Source organism: Ruegeria sp. CK3 (assembly GCF_056536565.1).
On the sequence record NZ_JBQFPV010000003.1, the window covers coordinates 66,555 to 84,809 of the forward strand.

Annotated in this window: 17 protein-coding genes; 10 read left to right on the forward strand and 7 right to left on the reverse strand. The window is 56.8% G+C overall.

Annotated features, from left to right (window positions below):
• Positions 1–11: 11 nt before the first annotated feature.
• Genes napH through napF form a run of 5 tightly spaced genes read right to left on the reverse strand, consistent with a single transcriptional unit; the run spans position 12 to position 5,063 of the window.
• Positions 12–929: a quinol dehydrogenase ferredoxin subunit NapH gene (napH, locus tag ACR0C3_RS04580; protein ID WP_480757375.1), complete on the reverse strand. Its 918-nt coding sequence runs from the start codon at positions 927–929 to the stop codon at positions 12–14.
• Positions 926–1,744 carry a ferredoxin-type protein NapG gene (gene napG / locus ACR0C3_RS04585; RefSeq protein ID WP_480757376.1) on the reverse strand — a complete coding sequence of 273 codons (819 nt, stop codon included), beginning with the start codon at positions 1,742–1,744 and terminating at the stop codon, positions 926–928. The genes napH and napG overlap by 4 nt, the downstream gene beginning before the upstream one ends.
• 27 nt (positions 1,745–1,771) lie before the next feature.
• Complete coding sequence (gene napA, locus ACR0C3_RS04590; protein ID WP_480757377.1) at positions 1,772–4,264, reverse strand: nitrate reductase catalytic subunit NapA; 2,493 nt, start codon at positions 4,262–4,264, stop codon at positions 1,772–1,774.
• Positions 4,265–4,281: 17 nt separating this feature from the next.
• Positions 4,282–4,554 carry a chaperone NapD gene (locus ACR0C3_RS04595; RefSeq protein ID WP_475219831.1) on the reverse strand — a complete coding sequence of 91 codons (273 nt, stop codon included), beginning with the start codon at positions 4,552–4,554 and terminating at the stop codon, positions 4,282–4,284.
• Positions 4,551–5,063, reverse strand: coding sequence for a ferredoxin-type protein NapF (napF, locus tag ACR0C3_RS04600; RefSeq protein ID WP_480757379.1), 513 nt, complete (start codon positions 5,061–5,063; stop codon positions 4,551–4,553). The genes ACR0C3_RS04595 and napF overlap by 4 nt, the downstream gene beginning before the upstream one ends.
• A gap of 913 nt (positions 5,064–5,976) precedes the next feature.
• Here napF and ACR0C3_RS04605 point away from each other — a divergent pair.
• Together ACR0C3_RS04605 and ACR0C3_RS04610 are read left to right on the forward strand one after the other, a co-directional pair.
• Positions 5,977–7,350, forward strand: a complete 1,374-nt coding sequence (locus tag ACR0C3_RS04605) for a cytochrome ubiquinol oxidase subunit I (RefSeq protein WP_480757381.1) — start codon at positions 5,977–5,979, stop codon at positions 7,348–7,350.
• Between the two features lie 6 nt (positions 7,351–7,356).
• The gene (locus ACR0C3_RS04610) at positions 7,357–8,367 is read left to right on the forward strand and encodes a cytochrome d ubiquinol oxidase subunit II (protein ID WP_480757382.1); all 1,011 of its coding nucleotides are present in this window, start codon (positions 7,357–7,359) and stop codon (positions 8,365–8,367) included.
• Positions 8,368–8,659: 292 nt separating this feature from the next.
• On the opposite strand, the gene ACR0C3_RS04615 is transcribed toward ACR0C3_RS04610, so the two are convergent.
• Positions 8,660–9,712, reverse strand: a complete 1,053-nt coding sequence (locus tag ACR0C3_RS04615; protein ID WP_480757673.1) for a saccharopine dehydrogenase family protein — start codon at positions 9,710–9,712, stop codon at positions 8,660–8,662.
• On the opposite strand from ACR0C3_RS04615, the gene ACR0C3_RS04620 reads away from it, so the two are divergent.
• From ACR0C3_RS04620 to ACR0C3_RS04630, 3 genes are read left to right on the forward strand one after another with little or no spacing between them, the layout of a single operon-like run.
• A complete protein-coding gene (locus tag ACR0C3_RS04620; protein ID WP_480757664.1) occupies positions 9,600–9,836 on the forward strand; it encodes a CopD family protein in 237 nt (78 codons plus the stop codon). The genes ACR0C3_RS04615 and ACR0C3_RS04620 overlap by 113 nt on opposite strands.
• Before the next feature lie 8 nt (positions 9,837–9,844).
• Positions 9,845–11,155 carry a multicopper oxidase family protein gene (locus tag ACR0C3_RS04625; RefSeq protein ID WP_480757383.1) on the forward strand — a complete coding sequence of 437 codons (1,311 nt, stop codon included), beginning with the start codon at positions 9,845–9,847 and terminating at the stop codon, positions 11,153–11,155.
• Positions 11,152–11,583 (forward strand): c-type cytochrome, encoded by a 432-nt coding sequence (locus ACR0C3_RS04630; protein WP_480757384.1) that lies wholly within the window; start codon positions 11,152–11,154, stop codon positions 11,581–11,583. The genes ACR0C3_RS04625 and ACR0C3_RS04630 overlap by 4 nt, the downstream gene beginning before the upstream one ends.
• A gap of 170 nt (positions 11,584–11,753) precedes the next feature.
• Here the strand turns inward: ACR0C3_RS04630 and ACR0C3_RS04635 are convergent, their stop codons facing one another.
• Positions 11,754–12,656, reverse strand: coding sequence for a LysR family transcriptional regulator (locus ACR0C3_RS04635; protein WP_480757386.1), 903 nt, complete (start codon positions 12,654–12,656; stop codon positions 11,754–11,756).
• Positions 12,657–12,850: 194 nt separating this feature from the next.
• Here ACR0C3_RS04635 and cuyA point away from each other — a divergent pair, with 194 nt between their 5' ends.
• The 5 genes from cuyA (at position 12,851) to ACR0C3_RS04660 (ending at position 18,241) form a co-directional block, all read left to right on the forward strand.
• A complete protein-coding gene (cuyA, locus tag ACR0C3_RS04640) occupies positions 12,851–13,864 on the forward strand; it encodes a D-cysteate sulfo-lyase (RefSeq protein ID WP_480757665.1) in 1,014 nt (337 codons plus the stop codon).
• A 32-nt stretch (positions 13,865–13,896) separates the two neighbouring features.
• The gene (locus ACR0C3_RS04645; protein WP_480757388.1) at positions 13,897–14,856 is read left to right on the forward strand and encodes an ABC transporter substrate-binding protein; all 960 of its coding nucleotides are present in this window, start codon (positions 13,897–13,899) and stop codon (positions 14,854–14,856) included.
• A 69-nt stretch (positions 14,857–14,925) separates the two neighbouring features.
• Entirely contained in the window at positions 14,926–15,981 is a 1,056-nt protein-coding gene (locus tag ACR0C3_RS04650) for a betaine/proline/choline family ABC transporter ATP-binding protein (protein WP_170472413.1), read from the forward strand.
• The gene (locus tag ACR0C3_RS04655) at positions 15,978–17,522 is read left to right on the forward strand and encodes an ABC transporter permease subunit (protein ID WP_170377015.1); all 1,545 of its coding nucleotides are present in this window, start codon (positions 15,978–15,980) and stop codon (positions 17,520–17,522) included. The genes ACR0C3_RS04650 and ACR0C3_RS04655 overlap by 4 nt, the downstream gene beginning before the upstream one ends.
• Positions 17,519–18,241: an alpha/beta fold hydrolase gene (locus tag ACR0C3_RS04660; RefSeq protein WP_480525043.1), complete on the forward strand. Its 723-nt coding sequence runs from the start codon at positions 17,519–17,521 to the stop codon at positions 18,239–18,241. Before ACR0C3_RS04655 ends, ACR0C3_RS04660 begins: the two co-directional genes overlap by 4 nt.
• The last annotated feature ends 14 nt before the right edge of the window (positions 18,242–18,255 follow it).

Genomic DNA, 18,255 nt, shown 5'->3' on the forward strand with positions numbered 1-18,255 from the left:
TGTGCACTCCCTTAGATAGGTCTGGCCGTGCGCGCATCGGGCGCGGGAACGGGATCGAAAGGCGCGACGACCTTGTCGTCGAACCGGTGAGTAAACTTGAAGACATCCACCGCACATACATCGATGCAGCGGCCGCAATTTGAGCAATCGGGCGACAGGATCAGCGGCGTCGCATCCGGTTTGCCTTTCAGAGCTGGCGAGATGACCTGGTTCTCCGGGCAGACGGCATAGCAATCCATGCAGTCATTGCAGGCGGTCCGGTTGGCGGCGCTGACACGAAGCAGGCTTTTGCTGCCGATCAAGCCATAGAAGGCGCCGACGGGGCAGATATGGCCACACCAACCGTGACGGGCGACGACCAGATCAAAGATGAAGATCGCAGCGATCAGCGCCCAGACAAAGCCCGCGCCGAAAATCAGCCCGCGATGCAGCATGGTGATCGGATTGACCAACTCCCACGCAATGACGCCAGTCAGGCCCGAGACGATCAGGACCGTCGCCAGTATCCACAGACGGGTGTTGCGTTTGGGTTGCCAGCCTTTAGGCAGGTCCAGCTTGCGGTGCAACCAGTTGGCGGCATCAGTCACCGGGTTGATCGGACAGAGCCACGAACAATAGACGCGCCCGCCGATCAGCGCATAGGCGACCAGAACGATGATCCCGCCGATCAAGGCGGTCAGTTCCGGCCAGTGCCCGGCCACAAAGCTTTGCAGCAGCACAAAGGGATCGGTCAGGGGCAGAACGCCAAGGGTCAGCGACCCCGCCAACGTCCCCTGCACGATCCAGAGACCGAACCAAGGCCCCAACAGAAACAGTGCCAAAAAGAACAGTTGGCTTGTCCGACGCAGCAGCAGGAACTTATGCGCACCGATCCAGCCTTTGGCCTCAATAGCCTCCTGACCAACGGGAATATGAGTGTGCGCGCTCATTGGCCTGCCCCCGGTAGGTCATAGGAGGGCGAAAAGCCGCCCGGCGCGGCCAGATTGTCAGTACCCTGCCCCGGCAGGCGGTCGGGCAAGTCGATCAATCCGTCCACAAGCGGACCGCCGTGGCTTTCTTTTTCTTCCCAGCCCTTGCGATAGTGATCCGCGCTGCTGCCGCGCGCCAATCGGGCGGGCAGTACTTTGATCGCAGCTTCGGGTAGAACACAGCTTTTCTCGCACATACCGCAGCCGGTGCAGCGATCGGCATGGACGGTGGGAATGAACATCGCATGGTGGCCTGAACGCGCGTTGTGCGCGGTTTCCAGCGTGATTGCCTCGTCAATAATGGGGCAGACGCGGTAACAGACATCGCAGCGCAGGCCGAGGAAGTTCAGGCAGTTTTCCTGATCGACCAGAACCGCAACGCCCATTTTGGCGTCGTCGATATTGTCCAAACCCGGGTCCAGCGCGCCGGTGGGACAAGCGGTGACACAGGGGATGTCATCGCACATCTCGCAGGGCACATCGCGAGCGGTGAAATAGGGCGTGCCGGTTGCAACGGCATCGACCCCAAGCTCAGCCAGTTTCAGGGTATCGTAAGGACAGTCCCGCACGCAAAGCCCGCAGCGGATACAAGCCGACAGGAAATCTTTCTCAGACAATGCGCCGGGCGGGCGCAAGGCTTCCGCCGGAAGCGCGCGGGCATCGCGCGCCAACCAGGCCAGCAATGACCCGGCGACTACGCAGCCACCTGCCGCGCGCGCCGAATCCTGCAGGAAGCGACGCCGTTGCGGCGAGATAGGAGTACCGGTCAGGGACATGGGGACAACCTTTGCGATCCTTCCCGGTTACGCACGCTCGACCTTGCAGGCGCATTTCTTGAAGTCGGTCTCTTTCGACAGCGGGCAGGTTGCGTCCAGCGTCAACTTGTTGGTCAGTTGATGCTCATCGAACCAGGGCATGAAGACCAGACCGCGCGGCACCTTGTTGCGCCCACGAGTCTCGACCCGGCTGGTGACCTCACCGCGGCGGGTGGACAGAACGATCTCTTGTCCACGGCGCAGACCCCGATCTTCGGCATCCTGCGGGTGCATGTAGACGACCGCGTTCGGATAGGCGCGGTGCAGCTCCGGCACCCGGCGGGTCATCGAGCCCGAGTGCCAGTGCTCCAGCACGCGGCCCGTGGACAGCCACAGATCATATTCTTCATCGGGTTCTTCGGCGGCGGGTTCGTAGGGGGCAAAGATGATACTCGCTTTGCCATCGGGCTTGCCATAGAACTTCACGCCCGCGCCTTCGGGCACGTAGGGGTCATAGCCTTCGCGGAAACGATAGAGCGTTTCCTTGCCGTCCACGACAGGCCAGCGCATACCGCGCGCCTCGTGGTACATTTCGAACGGTGCCAGATCGTGCGCATGACCGCGCCCGAAATTGGCATATTCTTCGAACAGACCTTTCTGGACATAGTAACCGAAATGTTCCGCATCGTCGTTGTGGAAGCCTTCGGCCGTCTCAGACAGCGGGAACTGGTCGATCTTGCCGTTGGCATAGAGCACATCATACATGGTCTTGCCGCGATGCTCGGGCATGGTGGCCAGCAATTCTTCGCCCCAAACCTCTTCCACCGTGAAGCGTTTGGAGAATTCCATAAGCTGCCAGAGGTCCGATTTCGCCTCACCCGGCGCTTGCACCTGTTGCCGCCAGAACTGAGTGCGGCGCTCGGCATTGCCATAGGCGCCTTCCTTTTCGACCCACATGGCGGTGGGCAGGATCAGGTCGGCAGACACGGCTGTGACCGTAGGATAGGGGTCGGACACGGTGATAAAGTTTTCCGGGTTGCGATAGCCGGGAAAGCCTTCTTCGTTGATATTGGGCGCGGCCTGCATGTTGTTGTTGCACTGCACCCAATAGGCGTTCAGGTCACCATCTTTCAGCTTGCGGTGCTGCAGAACAGCGTGGAATCCGGGTTTGTCCGGGATGGTGCCAGCAGGAATGTTCCACGCGGTCTCACAAATCTCACGGTGCTTATCGTTCGTAACCACCATGTCGGCGGGCAGACGGTGGGCAAAGGTGCCAACCTCCCGTGCGGTGCCACAGGCCGACGGCTGACCGGTCAGCGAGAACGGCGAGTTGCCCGGTTCGGAAATCTTCCCGACCAGCAGGTGCACGTTGTACATCAGCGAGTTCACCCAAGACCCGCGTGTGTGCTGGTTGAAGCCCATGGTCCATAGGCTCATGACCTTGCGGTTTGGGTCGGCATATTGCTGGGCCAGACGCTCAAGCTGTTCGGCGGGCACACCCGACAGCTCGGATGTGTATTCCAGCGTGTATTTCGAAACCGCCTCGGCATATTCCTCAAAGCTGATCGGTTCCATCTTGCCGCCATTTGGGTTCTCGGCCGCTTCCTGCAGCGGATGGTTGTCGCGCAGGCCATACCCGATATCGGTGACGGTTTTGGTGATGTTGACGTGGTTCTGGACGAAGTCCTCGTTCACCGCGCCATTCTGAATGATGTAATTGGCGATATAGTTCAGGATCGCCAGATCGGTCTGAGGCGCGAACACCATCCCATTGTCGGCCAGCTCGAAAGAGCGATGTTCGAAAGTGGAGAGCACATGCACCTCGGAACCCGGTTTGGTCAGGCGCGTGTCGGTAAGGCGCGACCACAGGATCGGGTGCATCTCCGCCATGTTCGAGCCCCACAAAACGAAGGTGTCAGCGTGCTCAAAGTCGTCATAGCAACCCATCGGCTCATCAATGCCGAAGGTCCGCATAAAGCCTACAACCGCTGATGCCATGCAATGACGCGCGTTGGGGTCAATGTTGTTCGAGCGGAATCCGGCCTTCATCATCTTGGCAGCGGCATAGCCTTCCCAGACGGTCCACTGGCCAGAGCCGAACATGCCAACGCTGGTCGGACCCTTATTGGCCAGTGCCTCTTTCCATTTCTCGGCCATAACGTCAAAGGCTTCGTCCCAACTGACCGGCTCGAATTCACCGTTCTTGTCGTATTCGCCATTGGTCTTGCGCAGCAAGGGCGTGGTCAGACGGTCCTTGCCGTACATGATCTTGGACAGGAAATAGCCTTTGATACAGTTCAGGCCCCGGTTCACAGGCGCGTCCGGGTCACCCTGGGTGGCCACCACACGACCTTCCTTGGTGCCGACCAGAACCGAGCAACCCGTGCCGCAGAACCGGCACGCCGCCTTGTCCCAACGAATGTCAGACGTGCCGACTTGCGCCTGCGCTGCGCCTGTGGCCAGCGGAAGACCAGCCGCCGAAGCGGTCGCGGCGGCAGCAGTTGATTTCAGGAAGGTCCGGCGGGATTCAGAGATGGTCATGGCATGGGTCTCCGGTTTCAGGTCTGGCAGGAAGCGTTAAGATGCGGACGGGTCTCCGCGAGGTCTTCGAAATGGTGATAGGTCAGGGTCAGAGAGATCACGCCCGGAATCTGGTGCAGATCCATGATCGTCTCGGAGGCCAGCTTTTCGGGCGTGTCCTCGACCACGACGACAACACGGCCATCTTCGGCGGCGGCATGGATTTCGACACCGTCAAACCCTAGCATCGCCTCCTGGGCGGTCTGGACTGCGTCGGGGGCGACGTGGACAAGGCATCCGCAGATGTTCATTGCAAGCTCTCCTGGGGGAGTGTTTCGTGGCGCTCAAATCGGATTGTATTAGCGGGGCACGCGCTGGCGCAGGCACCACACCCTGTACAGGCCTCTTGGTCGACGGCGGGCTCCGACCGTCCCCCAAGCAACAGTTTGAACCCAATCGCGTTGCTGTCGCAGACGTCCTGGCACACACGGCAGCTCACGCCATTCATCGAAAGACATCCCTCAGTGACATAGGCACGCCACGGCCAATCACTCAGGTTTTCGGGTTTCAAAGCACCGGTCGTACAGGCCTCAGCGCAGGCGCCGCAGAACGTGCAGGGTGAGGCATCAAGGCTGACAATAGGCCAGCCCTGCCGATCAAAGGTGATGATGTGTTCGGGGCATGCCGAGACGCAATCATTGCACTGGACGCACAACTCAAAAAAGTGGTCCTGATCCGCGCCGGGCGGAATGATTGCTGTCCGGTCTTCGCGCAGCGGAGCGCCACGCAGAAAGGCACGGCGGCTGGCTAGCTTATTCATAGGCTTGCGGTCCGCTGTTGATCTCGAGACTTACCAAACTCTTTATCGAACTGGCGCAGGCCAAAAATTGACCTATGTCATGTTCAATTTGATTAATTCTTGATCGTTCTTAAAACTTTGCACATTTCACGCATAAGAAGAAGATAATTTGTTTCTACCCCCGTATTTCACCGGTGCATCTCAATCCAGGCCAATCATCGAGTCTCTTCGATAGACGCCTCTATTCAGATTGTTTGAAAGTCCGCAACGGCACATTGAGCCAAGTGTGTATTTTCAAAACCCCGCCTTGGTTTTCTTTTCACAATTCAAAGTTGATACCGGCCTCTGCGGTCAAAATATTGAACCTCTCGGTTTCTGGGTGAAGCAAGGAGAATTGAAAAATTGAGTTGGATGAGCGATAGGAAAAACATGCAGAAAACACCTGCCACTCACAGCTATGATGCGTTTCGGCTGCCTGGGGAATTCACAAGATTTCTAGCAAAATTTGCGCATAGGTAAGAAGCTAGGCGAAAAGATCCGCTGCTTGCAAACTACCGAGCACTCGTAGCAGCCGCCGATTGGTCTTTTGTCAGTTTTTAGGCGTTGGAGCAGGCGCGATCAGGGCGGCACCAAGCGCCGCATCTGGCGCAAGATACGTATAGGGATCTACGAGGAAACGCTTGTAGTGCGGGCGGTTGAGGTCACGACGAGCAATGCGGCCCCCTCTCGGTAGCATCCTGTAGATGTGTCTGCCGGGCAACCGATGCCCCATGTTAGCCGGAGTTGATTGATCAAATCCCGACCGATCAGACCATCGGATCTGTGACCACCAAAGCCATGCGCCACCCTGCCGCATGACCGGCTGTCGCACATCCCTTAACGCCAAAATGGCCACACCTATGCGAAGTTCAAATATCACTTCTGCAGGTGAACAATGGACGCGCTTCTGCTGTCCCGCATTCAATTTGGGGCAAACATATCTTTCCACATCCTCTTCCCGACGATCACGATCACATTGGGATGGGTGCTGCTGTTTTTCAAACAGCGCTTCAACGCAACCAAAGACACCAAATGGATGGATGCCTACCGCTTTTGGGTGAAGGTTTTCGCCCTGTCCTTTGCGATGGGTGTGGTCTCGGGCATCACCATGTCGTTTCAGTTTGGCACCAACTGGCCCGGTTTCACGGAGACCGTGGGCAATATCGCCGGGCCGTTGTTGGCCTATGAGATCCTGACTGCGTTCTTCTTGGAAGCAGTTTTCCTGGGCATCATGCTGTTCGGCTTCTCACGCGTTCCCAACTGGTTGCACACGACCGCAACCTTCCTGGTAGCGTTCGGAACGACTATGTCGGCCTTCTGGATTTTGGTTCTGAACAGCTGGATGCATACGCCTGCTGGGTTCGAGCTGCGGGACGGTGTAGCTTTCGCAACCGATTGGTGGGCGATCATATTTAACCCATCCATGCCTTACCGACTGGCTCATATGCTTCTGGCAAGCGGCCTGACGGTGGCATTCTTGGTGCTTGGCTTCTCAGCCTTCCGATGGTTGCTCGGAGATCGCGGGCAGGACGTGCGGGCAACCTTCAAGACCGGCGCGTGGCTGGGCGCATTGTTGATCCCGGTTCAAATCTTCATGGGAGACATGCACGGGCTGAATACGCTTGAATATCAGCCGCAGAAGGTCGCCGCGATGGAGGGCAATTGGGAGACGAAATCAAACGTACCGCTGGTGCTATTTGCCATTCCCGACGAGACCGCGCGTGAGAACCACTATGAGGTCAGCATCCCTAACCTCGCTTCGATCATTCTGACGCATGAGGCAGAGGGTGTGGTGCCCGGCTTGAATGATTTTGTTGCCGAGGACGGCACCGTGCTGCACCCGCCCGTTGCGCCTGTCTTCTGGTCGTTCCGCATCATGGTCGGTACCGGTATGGTCATGCTGCTGCTCAGCTGGGCGACACTGCTGTTCATGCGGCGCGGACGGGGACCTGCCGGAGTGCCCAAACTCATGCAAATTGCATTGGTCCCGATGGCCTTTTCGGGTTGGGTCGCAACGCTGGCCGGGTGGTACACAACCGAGATTGGCCGTCAGCCGTGGCTGGTTCATGGTGTGCTGACAACCGAACAAGCCGTGGCTGATGTCCCAGCACCAATGGTGGGAACGACGCTGGCGGCTTACCTGCTGATCTACGCCCTGCTTCTGACCGCCTATATCGGTGTGCTGTTCTATTTGGCGCGGAAGGCGGCGCAGGGCGACCAACCCTCCCGCCCAGATCCGAAATACCCCAAAGCAATTCCAGCGGAGTAAAGAACCATGACCTATTTTGGTGATCCGACACAGTGGCTGCCCCTGACCTTTGCGGCGCTTATGGGGCTCTCAATCCTTGTCTACGTGGTTCTGGACGGCTTTGATCTGGGCGTAGGGATCCTGTTCCCTTTTGCCGATGAGGCCGAAAAGGACCGAATGGTTGCCTCGATCGGGCCGTTCTGGGACGCGAACGAGACGTGGTTGGTGCTTGCCATCGGCATCCTTCTGGTGGCCTTCCCAACCGCACATGGGGTTATCCTGACCTCGCTGTATTTGCCGGTGGCGATCATGCTGATTGGCCTGATCCTGCGCGGTGTCGCTTTCGAGTTCCGGGTCAAAGCCCCGGCGCACCACAAAAATGGTTGGGACACGGCTTTCTTTACGGGTTCGTTGATGACCGCGTTGGCGCAAGGCTTCATGCTGGGCAAATACGTCATGGGGCTGGACAGCACGTTCGGCACCTGGATTTTCGCCGCAATCACGACTGTGTTTCTGGCCGTTGGCTATTCATTCATCGGAGCCTGCTGGGTCATTCTCAAAACCGACGGGGTGCTGCAGCAAAAAGCCGTTGACTGGGCCAAAGGCGGTATCTGGGGGCTGATCATCGGTATCGCTTCTGTGTCACTGGCGACCCCTTGGGTCAGCCCACGCATTTTTGACAAATGGTTCACCTTCCCCGAGTTCTTCCTGCTGCTGCCTCTGCCCCTCATGTCGGTCATTTTGATCGCTTTGCTGTGGTATGCCTTGCGTCACTTGCCAACCCGCAACGACAGTTGGGCTTGGTTTCCCTTCGCGGCGTCTATCGTTTTGTTCACACTGGCATTTTTCGGAATGGCCTACAGCTTCTACCCCTATGTGGTGCCCGAACAGCTGACGATCTACGAGGCCGCAAGCGCTCCGGAAAGCCTGTTTATCATTCTGATAGGGACAGTCTTTGTTCTGCCGGTGATCGCCGGATACACGGTGATGGCCTACACGATCTTTCGGGGCAAGGCGACTGAGTTGCGATACGACTGAGCCGCGACAATCTTTGAATGACCCGTGGACCTGGAAAACGGGTTTTTTCGCAAAGTCTGGAGCGGCCGAAATCATCCATTTCTTAGACCCGAACCTCAAGAAACTCGAGCAACTGGTTGTGTTATGATCCAAAACTCTTGGAAATACGACAACAGGCCAATCTCAAAACCATTTAAAAACAAATATTAAGCCGAAATCTATCGTGGCTGTTCAGACTTCGAGCTCCAGCTGCAACTCATCTCGCAACCCGCGGAAAATATATTCTTGGCACTCTCAGCCGTTCGGCGCGGGGTTATCGTTGGGTGGCACTTTGGCACATCAGATGACTACGGGTACGATTTATGGTTCCGACCGTCTCTTCAGTGTCTCTCGGATCTAGGTGTTCGAACACCCCGGTGCGAAGCTGCAAATCTTCCATCGCGTGTTCAACCACGGGCCGTGGAACCTCGTTCAGGCACGGACGCGCACCGGTCTTGATGTTTGGCAACTCTCTTAGGATCGTGCGGCACATGATCCCGGGCACAAACGGACCGTGACCTTCTTCGGCGATCAGCCTCCACTTGCGGGTTACGCCTCGTCCGTTGCGTTTGCCGGAAACGCTCACTTCCATGCCTCCACGGTTGCTCCCAAAGGGATAGAGCGCCTGTGAAAGCATGTAGAGTGCAAAATATACCCATTCCGGAAATTCAAGCCTCGCGTGTTGCCTGAGCTGCGCCAGCATACGGAGAGCCAAGTTCATCACCGGCAGTTCAAGGCCAGCGCGGAAGGTTACGGTCCGAGCGCCAGTCAGGTCTGGAAGAAGCGCTATGTCGGGAACGTTGACGCTGTGTCCAGCGCGGATCATACCCGGCTCCAGTTCATACGGTTTGCGATCCGTCCATCCGATGGTCGTCCGCCAGGCACCATCACGCCATTGTTGATATGGACGCCCGACACCGCTCACGATGCTCTTGATAGCGGACATGCCACGCGGTGCCCGGTTGCCGGGTAGGATTGCAATGTCGATCTTGTCAACTTCTTCCAGACCTTTGATCAGGTCTGCGAAGATACACGAGGACAGGCCGGGCACGCTGGACGCGCCCGACAACACGAAAACACCCGCCTCGTTAGCATTGGTGTTCAAGGTTGCGATGCCTTGTGTGAAGGTCGCACTATCCGACAGGTCAAGATAGTGGCAGCGATTGGCGATGATTTTGGCGGGAATAATAATGGCTTGGATGTTGTTGGGCGATGTGAAGGCACTGACGACTACCGGGTACGGGCAAACCCTTCTGATCAAAATTGCACTTGCAGGAGTGGTCCTGACGTTGGCGGCCGCAAACAAACTCCGCTTCGTTCCAGCCATGCAATCAGGGGACGATAAGGCGGCGCGTCATCTAGCGCGCTCGATTGAAATCGAAACTACGGTCATACTGATGGTGCTTGTCGCCACCGCGACGCTCACCAGCGTTCTGACCCTACCGAATTGAGGCATTCTATGAAAAGGCGAGACTTCCTGTTCACAACATGCGCGGCGGCACTGACACCGCGCATCGCTCTTGCATCAGCGCCCTTTGAACTGGTCGCACAGCCGGTCAATGCGCAAATTCTGCCCGAAGGTGATCCGGCAACTCCGATGCTTGGCTTTAATGGCAGTACGCCCGGTCCGGTGCTTCGCGCTCGTCAGGGTGATACATTTGATATTCGGTTCCTGAACCAGATTGGTGAAGGCTCGGCGGTGCATTGGCACGGGCTGCGCATCGACAATGCGATGGATGGCGTGCCGGGGATGACCCAAGACGTAGTCGAGAAGGGTGCTGAGTTCGAATACAGCTTCCGAGCACCCGATGCGGGGACGTTCTGGTATCACTCCCACAACCGATCCTGGGAACAGGTCGCCAGAGGACTCTATGGGCCGCTGATTGTTGAGGAGCTAACCCCACCCGATGTGGATCACGATCTGATTGTTATGATTGACGACTGGCGCATCACCGAAGACGGAGCGCTTGTAGACGGCTTTGAGAACAGGCACGATCAGGCGCACCAAGGGCGGTTGGGGAACTACGCCCGCGCGCTTGTAGAACCAAATACGCCGGTCCGGCGCGGTGATCGCGTGCGCTTGCGGTTAATCAATGTCGCTACAGACCGGATATTCCCGATTGAGCTTGAAGGCATCGAGGGCAAAATCGTTGCGTTCGACGGTATGCCACTGCCGAACCCGCAAGAGGTTTCGAACCTCATTCTCTCACCGGCTCAACGCTTAGATATCATTGCTGACGTAACATCAGCTGATCACATCGCCTTCGTTTTCCCAACGCGCGACGATCCTTACCTGTTGGGTGAAATTCCGGTTGAAGGGGTAAACAGCACGCGGCAACCGTCCGCTATTCCCACACTGCCACCAAACGAGCGGAAGGAGCCAGATCTGGACAATGCTTTGGACCTGTCGCTCACCATGCAAGGTGGGGCTATGAGCCGTCCCGTAAGCACGCAAACTGACATTTGGGCGTTTAACGGGCAATCTGGCCTATCGGATACGCCGCTCCACAAGTTTGAACGTGGCCAAACGACGCGCATCCGTCTGGTGAACGACACCCGTTTCCCGCATGGCATCCATCTGCACGGGCATCATTTCTTTGAAGTCGGGGCGGACAGCAGCTTAGGCGCTTTCCGGGATACGGCGCTAGTCAATCCTGGTGAGACCCGCGAAATCGTTTGCGTGTTCGACAATCCCGGTAAATGGCTGTTGCACTGTCACATGCTAGGGCATCAGGCGGCTGGCATGAAAACATGGGTGGAAGTCGTATGAAACGCATGCTGGTAGTGGCTCTATGTGGCGTTGCGAGCGAGGCAATTGCCAGCCACGAAATGGAAGACCGAGATTTGACTAATGGGCGTGTTCATTACGGCGAACACTGCGCGTCCTGCCATGGCATCAATCTGGAAGGACAGCCAAATTGGCAGACTCCTGATGACAATGGTGTTCTGCCTGCACCACCGCATGATGAGACAGGGCACACTTGGCACCATGATAATCAGCTTCTGTACGAGTACACACGACTTGGTGGCGAAGCAGCGCTAGCCGCACGTGGGGTCATTGGCTTTGCAAGCGGCATGCCGGGATTTAGTGATGAACTGACCAACAATGAGATATGGGAAGTTCTGGCCTATATCAGGTCAACTTGGCCAGATCGCGTTCAGGAAATGCAAGCGAGTCGTAATCCGCCGCACAATTGAGGAAGACGGTCTTTTGTCCGGTGTGCCAGTAGGGTCGCCCACATCCAAGACTGGTCCGTCTGCTGCCAAGACGCCACGGGGTTACGGCTTCATTTTGAAGGGTTCCGTCACTCAACATTCGGTTCTAACAGAGTGTCTTGGTTTCTGGCCAGAGCTTGCGCTTTATAGGCTCAAGACTTTGAGGACGGCTTGTTTGTCCAGAAATCAAGCAAGGTTTTCGCTATCTCGGTCTGGTGGTGGGCGTAGACCACCACGTCGAGCTTTTCCTGACCCAATTGGTTGCGTAGGGATATCAACTCGCCGCTTTCAATTTCCTTGTGCACCATGCTGAACGGCAGCCAACCAACACCGAGACCGTTCAGGATCATTTCCTTTGCTCCACTTGAAAAGGCTGTCTGGCAAACGGGGTTTTTGCTGAAATCGGCGGTTCCGAACGGAAGTTTGCTCTTGTTCAATGCCTCACCAAAGTAGCTGTTTTCGGGATAGACGATGGCCGGCGTATCCAAAGGCACGTCACCGTTTCCGCGCACTGCGTACCGCAATCCGCCACCGATGACTGGAATGAGGTAGTCGTGACCCCAAGTGCCGCGACGAATGCCTGCTCCGAACGGCATTGGGGCGACGGTTTGCGCCTCATAGCATAGCAGCATGTTGGTATCGCCGCGCAGGAACAGAGTGACACAATCGTTCAGATTGGCAGTTCTGAGACGAAACCGGAGCCCCTTGAACGTTGCACGTGCACGCAATGCCATATCAGGGAAGGTGGAGACGACCGATGCATGTGTTGCGGCGATCGTCACAATCGAAACGGTGGGGCCATGTTGCGCAATTTTTGTGCGCAGGTCATTTAATCTGGCGATCAAAGAGCGGATTTCGGCTTCGTTCGAGGCCAGTGCGGGACTGATCTCGACCCGGTTCGATTTGCGATCGAGAACTTCAATCCCCAGCCACTCCTCAAAACTGCGAATACGCCTTGAGAACGCGGGTTGCGTGATGTTTCTGCGGGCTGCAGCCCGCGTCATGTTCCGCTCTTCCAGAAGGGTCAGAACATCGTCAAACCACAGCATATTCATCCGCACCTCCATAGCACCCAAAGAAAATGTATGGGCAGCCTGCGAAATATGCACTGTTTTTATTCTTTTTCTTTTGAAACTGTTTGGCTGTAGGCAAAAGCAGGGAGAGAGTGGTGGCTGAGACAATGCAGATGACCGGCGGTGACACGATGGTCGCGCCGGAGATGGTTTTGAGCTTGTGCAAGGAGCTATCGCTGACGCTGGCGAAGTTTCCCCGGGTATCCCTTGGCCATCTTCCTACGCCTTTGGAGCCGATGGATCGCCTGAGCGAGGTTTTGGGTGGCCCGCGTTTATGGGTCAAACGAGATGATTGCACTGGCCTCTCATCGGGTGGGAACAAGACCCGTAAGCTAGAATTTCTGATGGCTGACGCAGTCCAGAAAGGCGCAGATACCATCATCACGCAAGGGGCGACGCAATCCAATCACGCGCGTCAAACAGCAGCGGCGGCCGCAAAACTTGGCCTTGCGTGTCACATCCTGCTTGAGGATCGCACGGGTTCCAATGACCCGAGCTATATTCTGAATGGAAACGTCCTGTTGGATCGTTTGCATGGCGCCAGCGTCTCCAAGCGTCCCGGTGGTGCGGACATGAATGCCGAGATGGAAGCCTGCGCCGCGCGGATGAAGGCAGAAGGCAAAAACCCCTACATCATTCCGGGCGGTGGATCCAACCCGATCGGGGCATTGGGCTACGTGAACTGCGCGCGCGAGTTATGCGAACAGGCGGCCAATGCAGGTTTGAAAATTGATGCGCTGGTCCATGCGACCGGCAGCTCGGGCACGCAAGCCGGATTGGTCGCCGGTCTTGCGACCCTAGAAAGTGACATTCACCTTTTGGGCATCGGTGTGCGGGCCCCACAAGACAAACAGGAAGGCATGGTACATGATCTGGCCGTGCGTACTGTCGAGTATATGGAGACGGACACGCCCATTGCGCGAGAAAATGTGCGCGCAAACTGCGACTACGTCGGTGCAGGATATGGTCTTCCGACCAAGGGGATGATTGACGCGCTCAAGCTGTTGGCCTGCACCGAAGGACTTTTGTTCGACCCGGTCTATTCAGGTAAAGGATTGGATGGGCTCATTGACCAAACCCGCAAAGGCTATTTCGACGGCATGGACAATGTCGTCTTTCTGCACACCGGCGGAAGCGCAGCCCTGTTTGGCTATCCCGAAACTTTTGAACTTCCTGGCTACGTGGCCTGAAAATCTACAACAAACCAACAAGGAGATATCAAATGAAACTAAAAAAATACTTGATCAGCGCGGCTTTGGTTTCAGCTCTCGGCGCGCCACTCGCCGCTGAAGAGGTTAAGATCGGCGTTCCCACTTGGACTGGAGCACAGGCTATTGCCCATGTCTTGGGTGAGATCGTGGCCACCCGCATTGGCGGCACGGTGGAGTATGTGCCCGGTAACAATGCCACGATCTTTCAAGCAATGGATCAGGGTAAGGGCGATATCGACGTTCACCCCGATGTGTGGCTGCCTAATCAGGAGGCCTTCACAAAGCAATATGTTGATGGTGCCGGAACTGTGACACTGTCATCGAACCCCTATCAGGGCAATCAGGGTTTCTGCGTCTCCAAAGACTTTGCCGCAGAGATGAATATCACCGACATCGCGGATCTTGGACGCCCCGATGTGGCGGCTGCGATGGATAGCGATGGCAATGGTAAGGGTGAGATGTGGATCGGTGCACCCGGCTGGGCCTCGGCCAATGTAAACGAGGTAAAGGTGCGCGATTATGGCCTGTTGGACTTTATCGATCCGATCCGGGCCGAGGAAGCTGTAAAGACCGCGCGCATCAAGGATAGTATAGCCAAAAAAGAAGGATATGCCTTCTACTGCTATGAGCCGCATGCCGTCTGGTACATGTTTGACGTGGTGATGCTGACTGAACCGACTTACGATCCTGAAAAATACGTTATGGTGCAGCCCTCCGACGATCCTGACTGGTATAACAAGTCGATGGTAGCCAGCAAGGACGCCCTGAAGGAAGTGCAGATCGCCTGGTCCAACTCGCTTGGGGATCGCTCGCCGGCGATTGCAGAGTTCTTCGCGAACTTCTCCTTGACTGCCGATGACGTGAGCTCGCTGGCCTTCGAGATCAGTGCCAATGGGCGCGATGCTGAGGAAGTTGCGGCCGAGTGGGTTAACGCCAATTCCGAGCGCGTAGATGCGATGCTGGGTCTCTGAGCCAGACCAATAAACAACGGGCAGCACCTAGCGGTGCCGCCCCATTTGAAGGCACGCACGGGTGGGCGGATGAGCGACGAGACTGTAATCGAAATTTCCAATATCTGGAAAATCTTCGGGGCAAAACCTGAGGCCGCTCTGGAAGCTATTCGTGCGCGGGGGCTGACCAAGGCTGAAGTTCTTGCTGAATTCAACGCGGTGGTGGGTGTGGCCGATGTCAGCCTCAACGTAAATCGCGGTGAGATCTTTTGTATCATGGGCCTATCAGGGAGCGGCAAATCCACACTCGTGCGCCATTTCAATCGCCTGCTCGAACCGACGGCGGGCAAGATCGAGATCGAGGGCACGGACGTCATGGCGCTCGGCACAAAGGAGCTTCAGGCTTTCCGCAACCGGAAAATCGGCATGGTGTTCCAGAATTTTGCTCTGATGCCCCACCGTTCGGTCCTCGACAACGTGGCAATGCCGCTGGAAATCCGCCAGGTCGCCAAAAACGAGCGTATGCGGCAGGCGGCCGCCATTCTCGACATTGTCGAACTGGGGGCGTGGGGGTCGAAATTCGCTCACGAACTCTCTGGTGGTATGCAGCAGCGTGTGGGGCTTGCCCGTGCGCTCGCGGCCAATCCTGATGTTCTATTGATGGATGAGCCATTCTCCGCACTTGATCCCCTGATCCGGCGGCAGTTGCAGGATGAGTTCATCCGGCTGTCCAAAATCCTTAAGAAGACCACGATCTTCATCACCCACGACCTTGATGAGGCCGTTCGCATTGGAGACCGGATTGCGATCATGCGTGACGGCAAGATGGTGCAGATCGGCTCGGCTGAGGACATTGTCATGCATCCCGCTGATGACTACGTCGCTGATTTCGTAGCCGGGATATCGCGCTTGAAGGTGGTGCATGCTCATGCGGCGATGCAGCCCTTGGACAGCTATCTCGCTACGCACGGCCCACTGCCTGCTGACATTGATCGGGTGGACCACAATGAGACGCTTTCAGCTTTGATTACGCGAGCCATCGACGACGAACGGCCGGTTCTGGTTTCCGAAGGCGGCGAGGACAAAGGTGTCATCACTCGCGCAGATTTATTGCGCACCGTGATTGAAGGGACGGAAATGTCATGAGCGAAGATCTTGGTGTGAACCCCCTTGAAGACACAGAAAGCGAAGCCGCGCAGGCCTATGCCGAGGAACGCCGCGAGAATATCCGAACCTTTGTGCGCACAAGCCCCGATTACTACATCCGCAACTTCGACAAGATCGGGGCGTCCGCGCGCTTTACGGCAACCTTCAATGTGATGGCCGGGCTCTTTGGTCCGATCTGGTTCGGTGCACGCGGACTTTGGTCCTGGGCATTGGCCTTTCTTGTAGTCGAGGCGATCGGCTTTGTGCAGATCGCGCGGGGCTTATTCGGAGATCTGGGAGCAGACGCGCTGGCCCGTGTGACCTCGATCGAAGGTACGCTCGATTTGCGCTACCAGCAGCTTGCGGCCGCCCAAGAGAGCGGCTCGGATCGAGCCGCAGCCATCCAGCGCCAGATCGAAGGGTTGGAGGCCAATATTGAGGGCTTCCGCGCCGAGGCAGAGTTGCTCGCCGCGCAAGGGCCGTCGATTGCGCTCACCGGTGTTGCCATCTTGCTTGTGGCCAAGCTCATACAGGCTGTGGCCGCCAACTGGGCGCTGGAGGCACGGTTTTCTGACTGGCTATCGGACCGCACCATTCGCTCTGGCATGCCGGTCAGTCAGATTGTCTTCAGCGCGGGTTTCATGATCCTGTTAGTCGCGACCGCAATGATCCACTACAGCTTCCCGGGCCGTTTTTCATTTCTTAGCGAATTTCCGACAGATAACTCAATTCGCCTGGCCAGTATTGACAGCGTAGAGGCATTTATCGCCTGGTGCGTCGCCAACAGTGTGGCGTTCTTTGACGGTCTCACCGCAGCTATTCGCTGGTTGCTGGATGCCATGGAGGTGGCGTTGGTTCAGACTCCTTGGATCGTGGTGGCCGCGCTGATCGTTCTGTTGACCTGGCTCACGGCTGGCTTGCGTATGGCTATTTGGTCAGGTGCCTTTCTGGCCTATATGGGCCTTCTCGGCTTTTGGGAAAAAGCTATGACGACGTTAGCGCTTCTCGGCACTGCGGCGCTGCTTTCCATCGTGATTGGCATTCCTTTGGGCATGTTCTCTGCGCGTCGACCGCGCTTCTACGCGGTCATCCAACCGATCATGGATTTCATGCAGACCATGCCTGCTTTTGTCTTCATGGTGCCTGTGATTGCCTTTTTCGGGGTTGGTAAACCAGCGGCAGTCATTGTCACTATGATCTTCGGTGGGACACCCGTGGTACGCCTTACCGTTTTGGGCCTGCGTGGTGTGCCTGAAAGCGTACGTGAAGCCGCGATCAGTTTTGGCGCCAACAAGTGGTACCTTCTCACCAAGGTCGATCTTCCGCTCGCCAGCCCCTCCATTCGCGCAGGCATCAACCAGACAATCATGCTGTCGCTGGCCATGGTCGTCGTGGCCTCACTTATTGGTGCGAAAGGGCTGGGCGAAGACGTCCTCGAGGCGCTGCAATACGCCAATGTGGGCCAGGGTATCCTCGCAGGCTTTGCCATTCTATTCTGCGCGATGATCCTTGACCGGATCGTTCAAGGTCAGCGAAAGTGACCCCCCTTGTCCTTGTTCATGGCTTCATGGGGGGCAGCGCACAATGGGATGGATGTCGCGATACACTGCAGCAGCATGCTGATGTGATTGCCGTCGACCTGCCCGGGTTCGGAGCAAATGCCCATCTGCCGCCAATCGACAGCATTGGCGGATATGCGGATTGGGTCGTCCGGCATCTCCGCGGCCTTGGAGTGGAGGAGTATCATCTGCTGGGTCACTCCATGGGCGGCATGATCGCTCAGGAAATTGCGCTTCGCGACAGCGAGAGTGTCGAACTCTTGATACTCTACGCAACTGGAGGAATCGGCGTCTTACCAGGACGGTTTGAGACCATCGAAGACAGCAAAAGGCGCGCAGCCGAAGATGGTCCCACCGCCACCGCACGTCGTATTGCTGCGACTTGGTTTCTGGATCGCGAAGCTGCACCAGGATATGAACACTGTGCCACTATTGCCGCTCAAACAACGCTGCCGGCCCTGGAGACCGGCTTAGACGCGATGAAAATCTGGTCAGGGGAACAGAACCTGTCCCAAATCCAACAGGAAACTCTCGTCCTTTGGGGAGATCATGACCGAACATATCCATGGAGCCAAACTAATATGCTCTGGGAGGCGATCCCCAATACATCGCTTGCGGTCGTACCGGCCTGCGCCCACGCGCTCCATGCGGAGAAATCCGAGCTGTTTCAACACCTTGTATCCGACTTTTTGGATAGCTGAGGTGTGCAACCGAC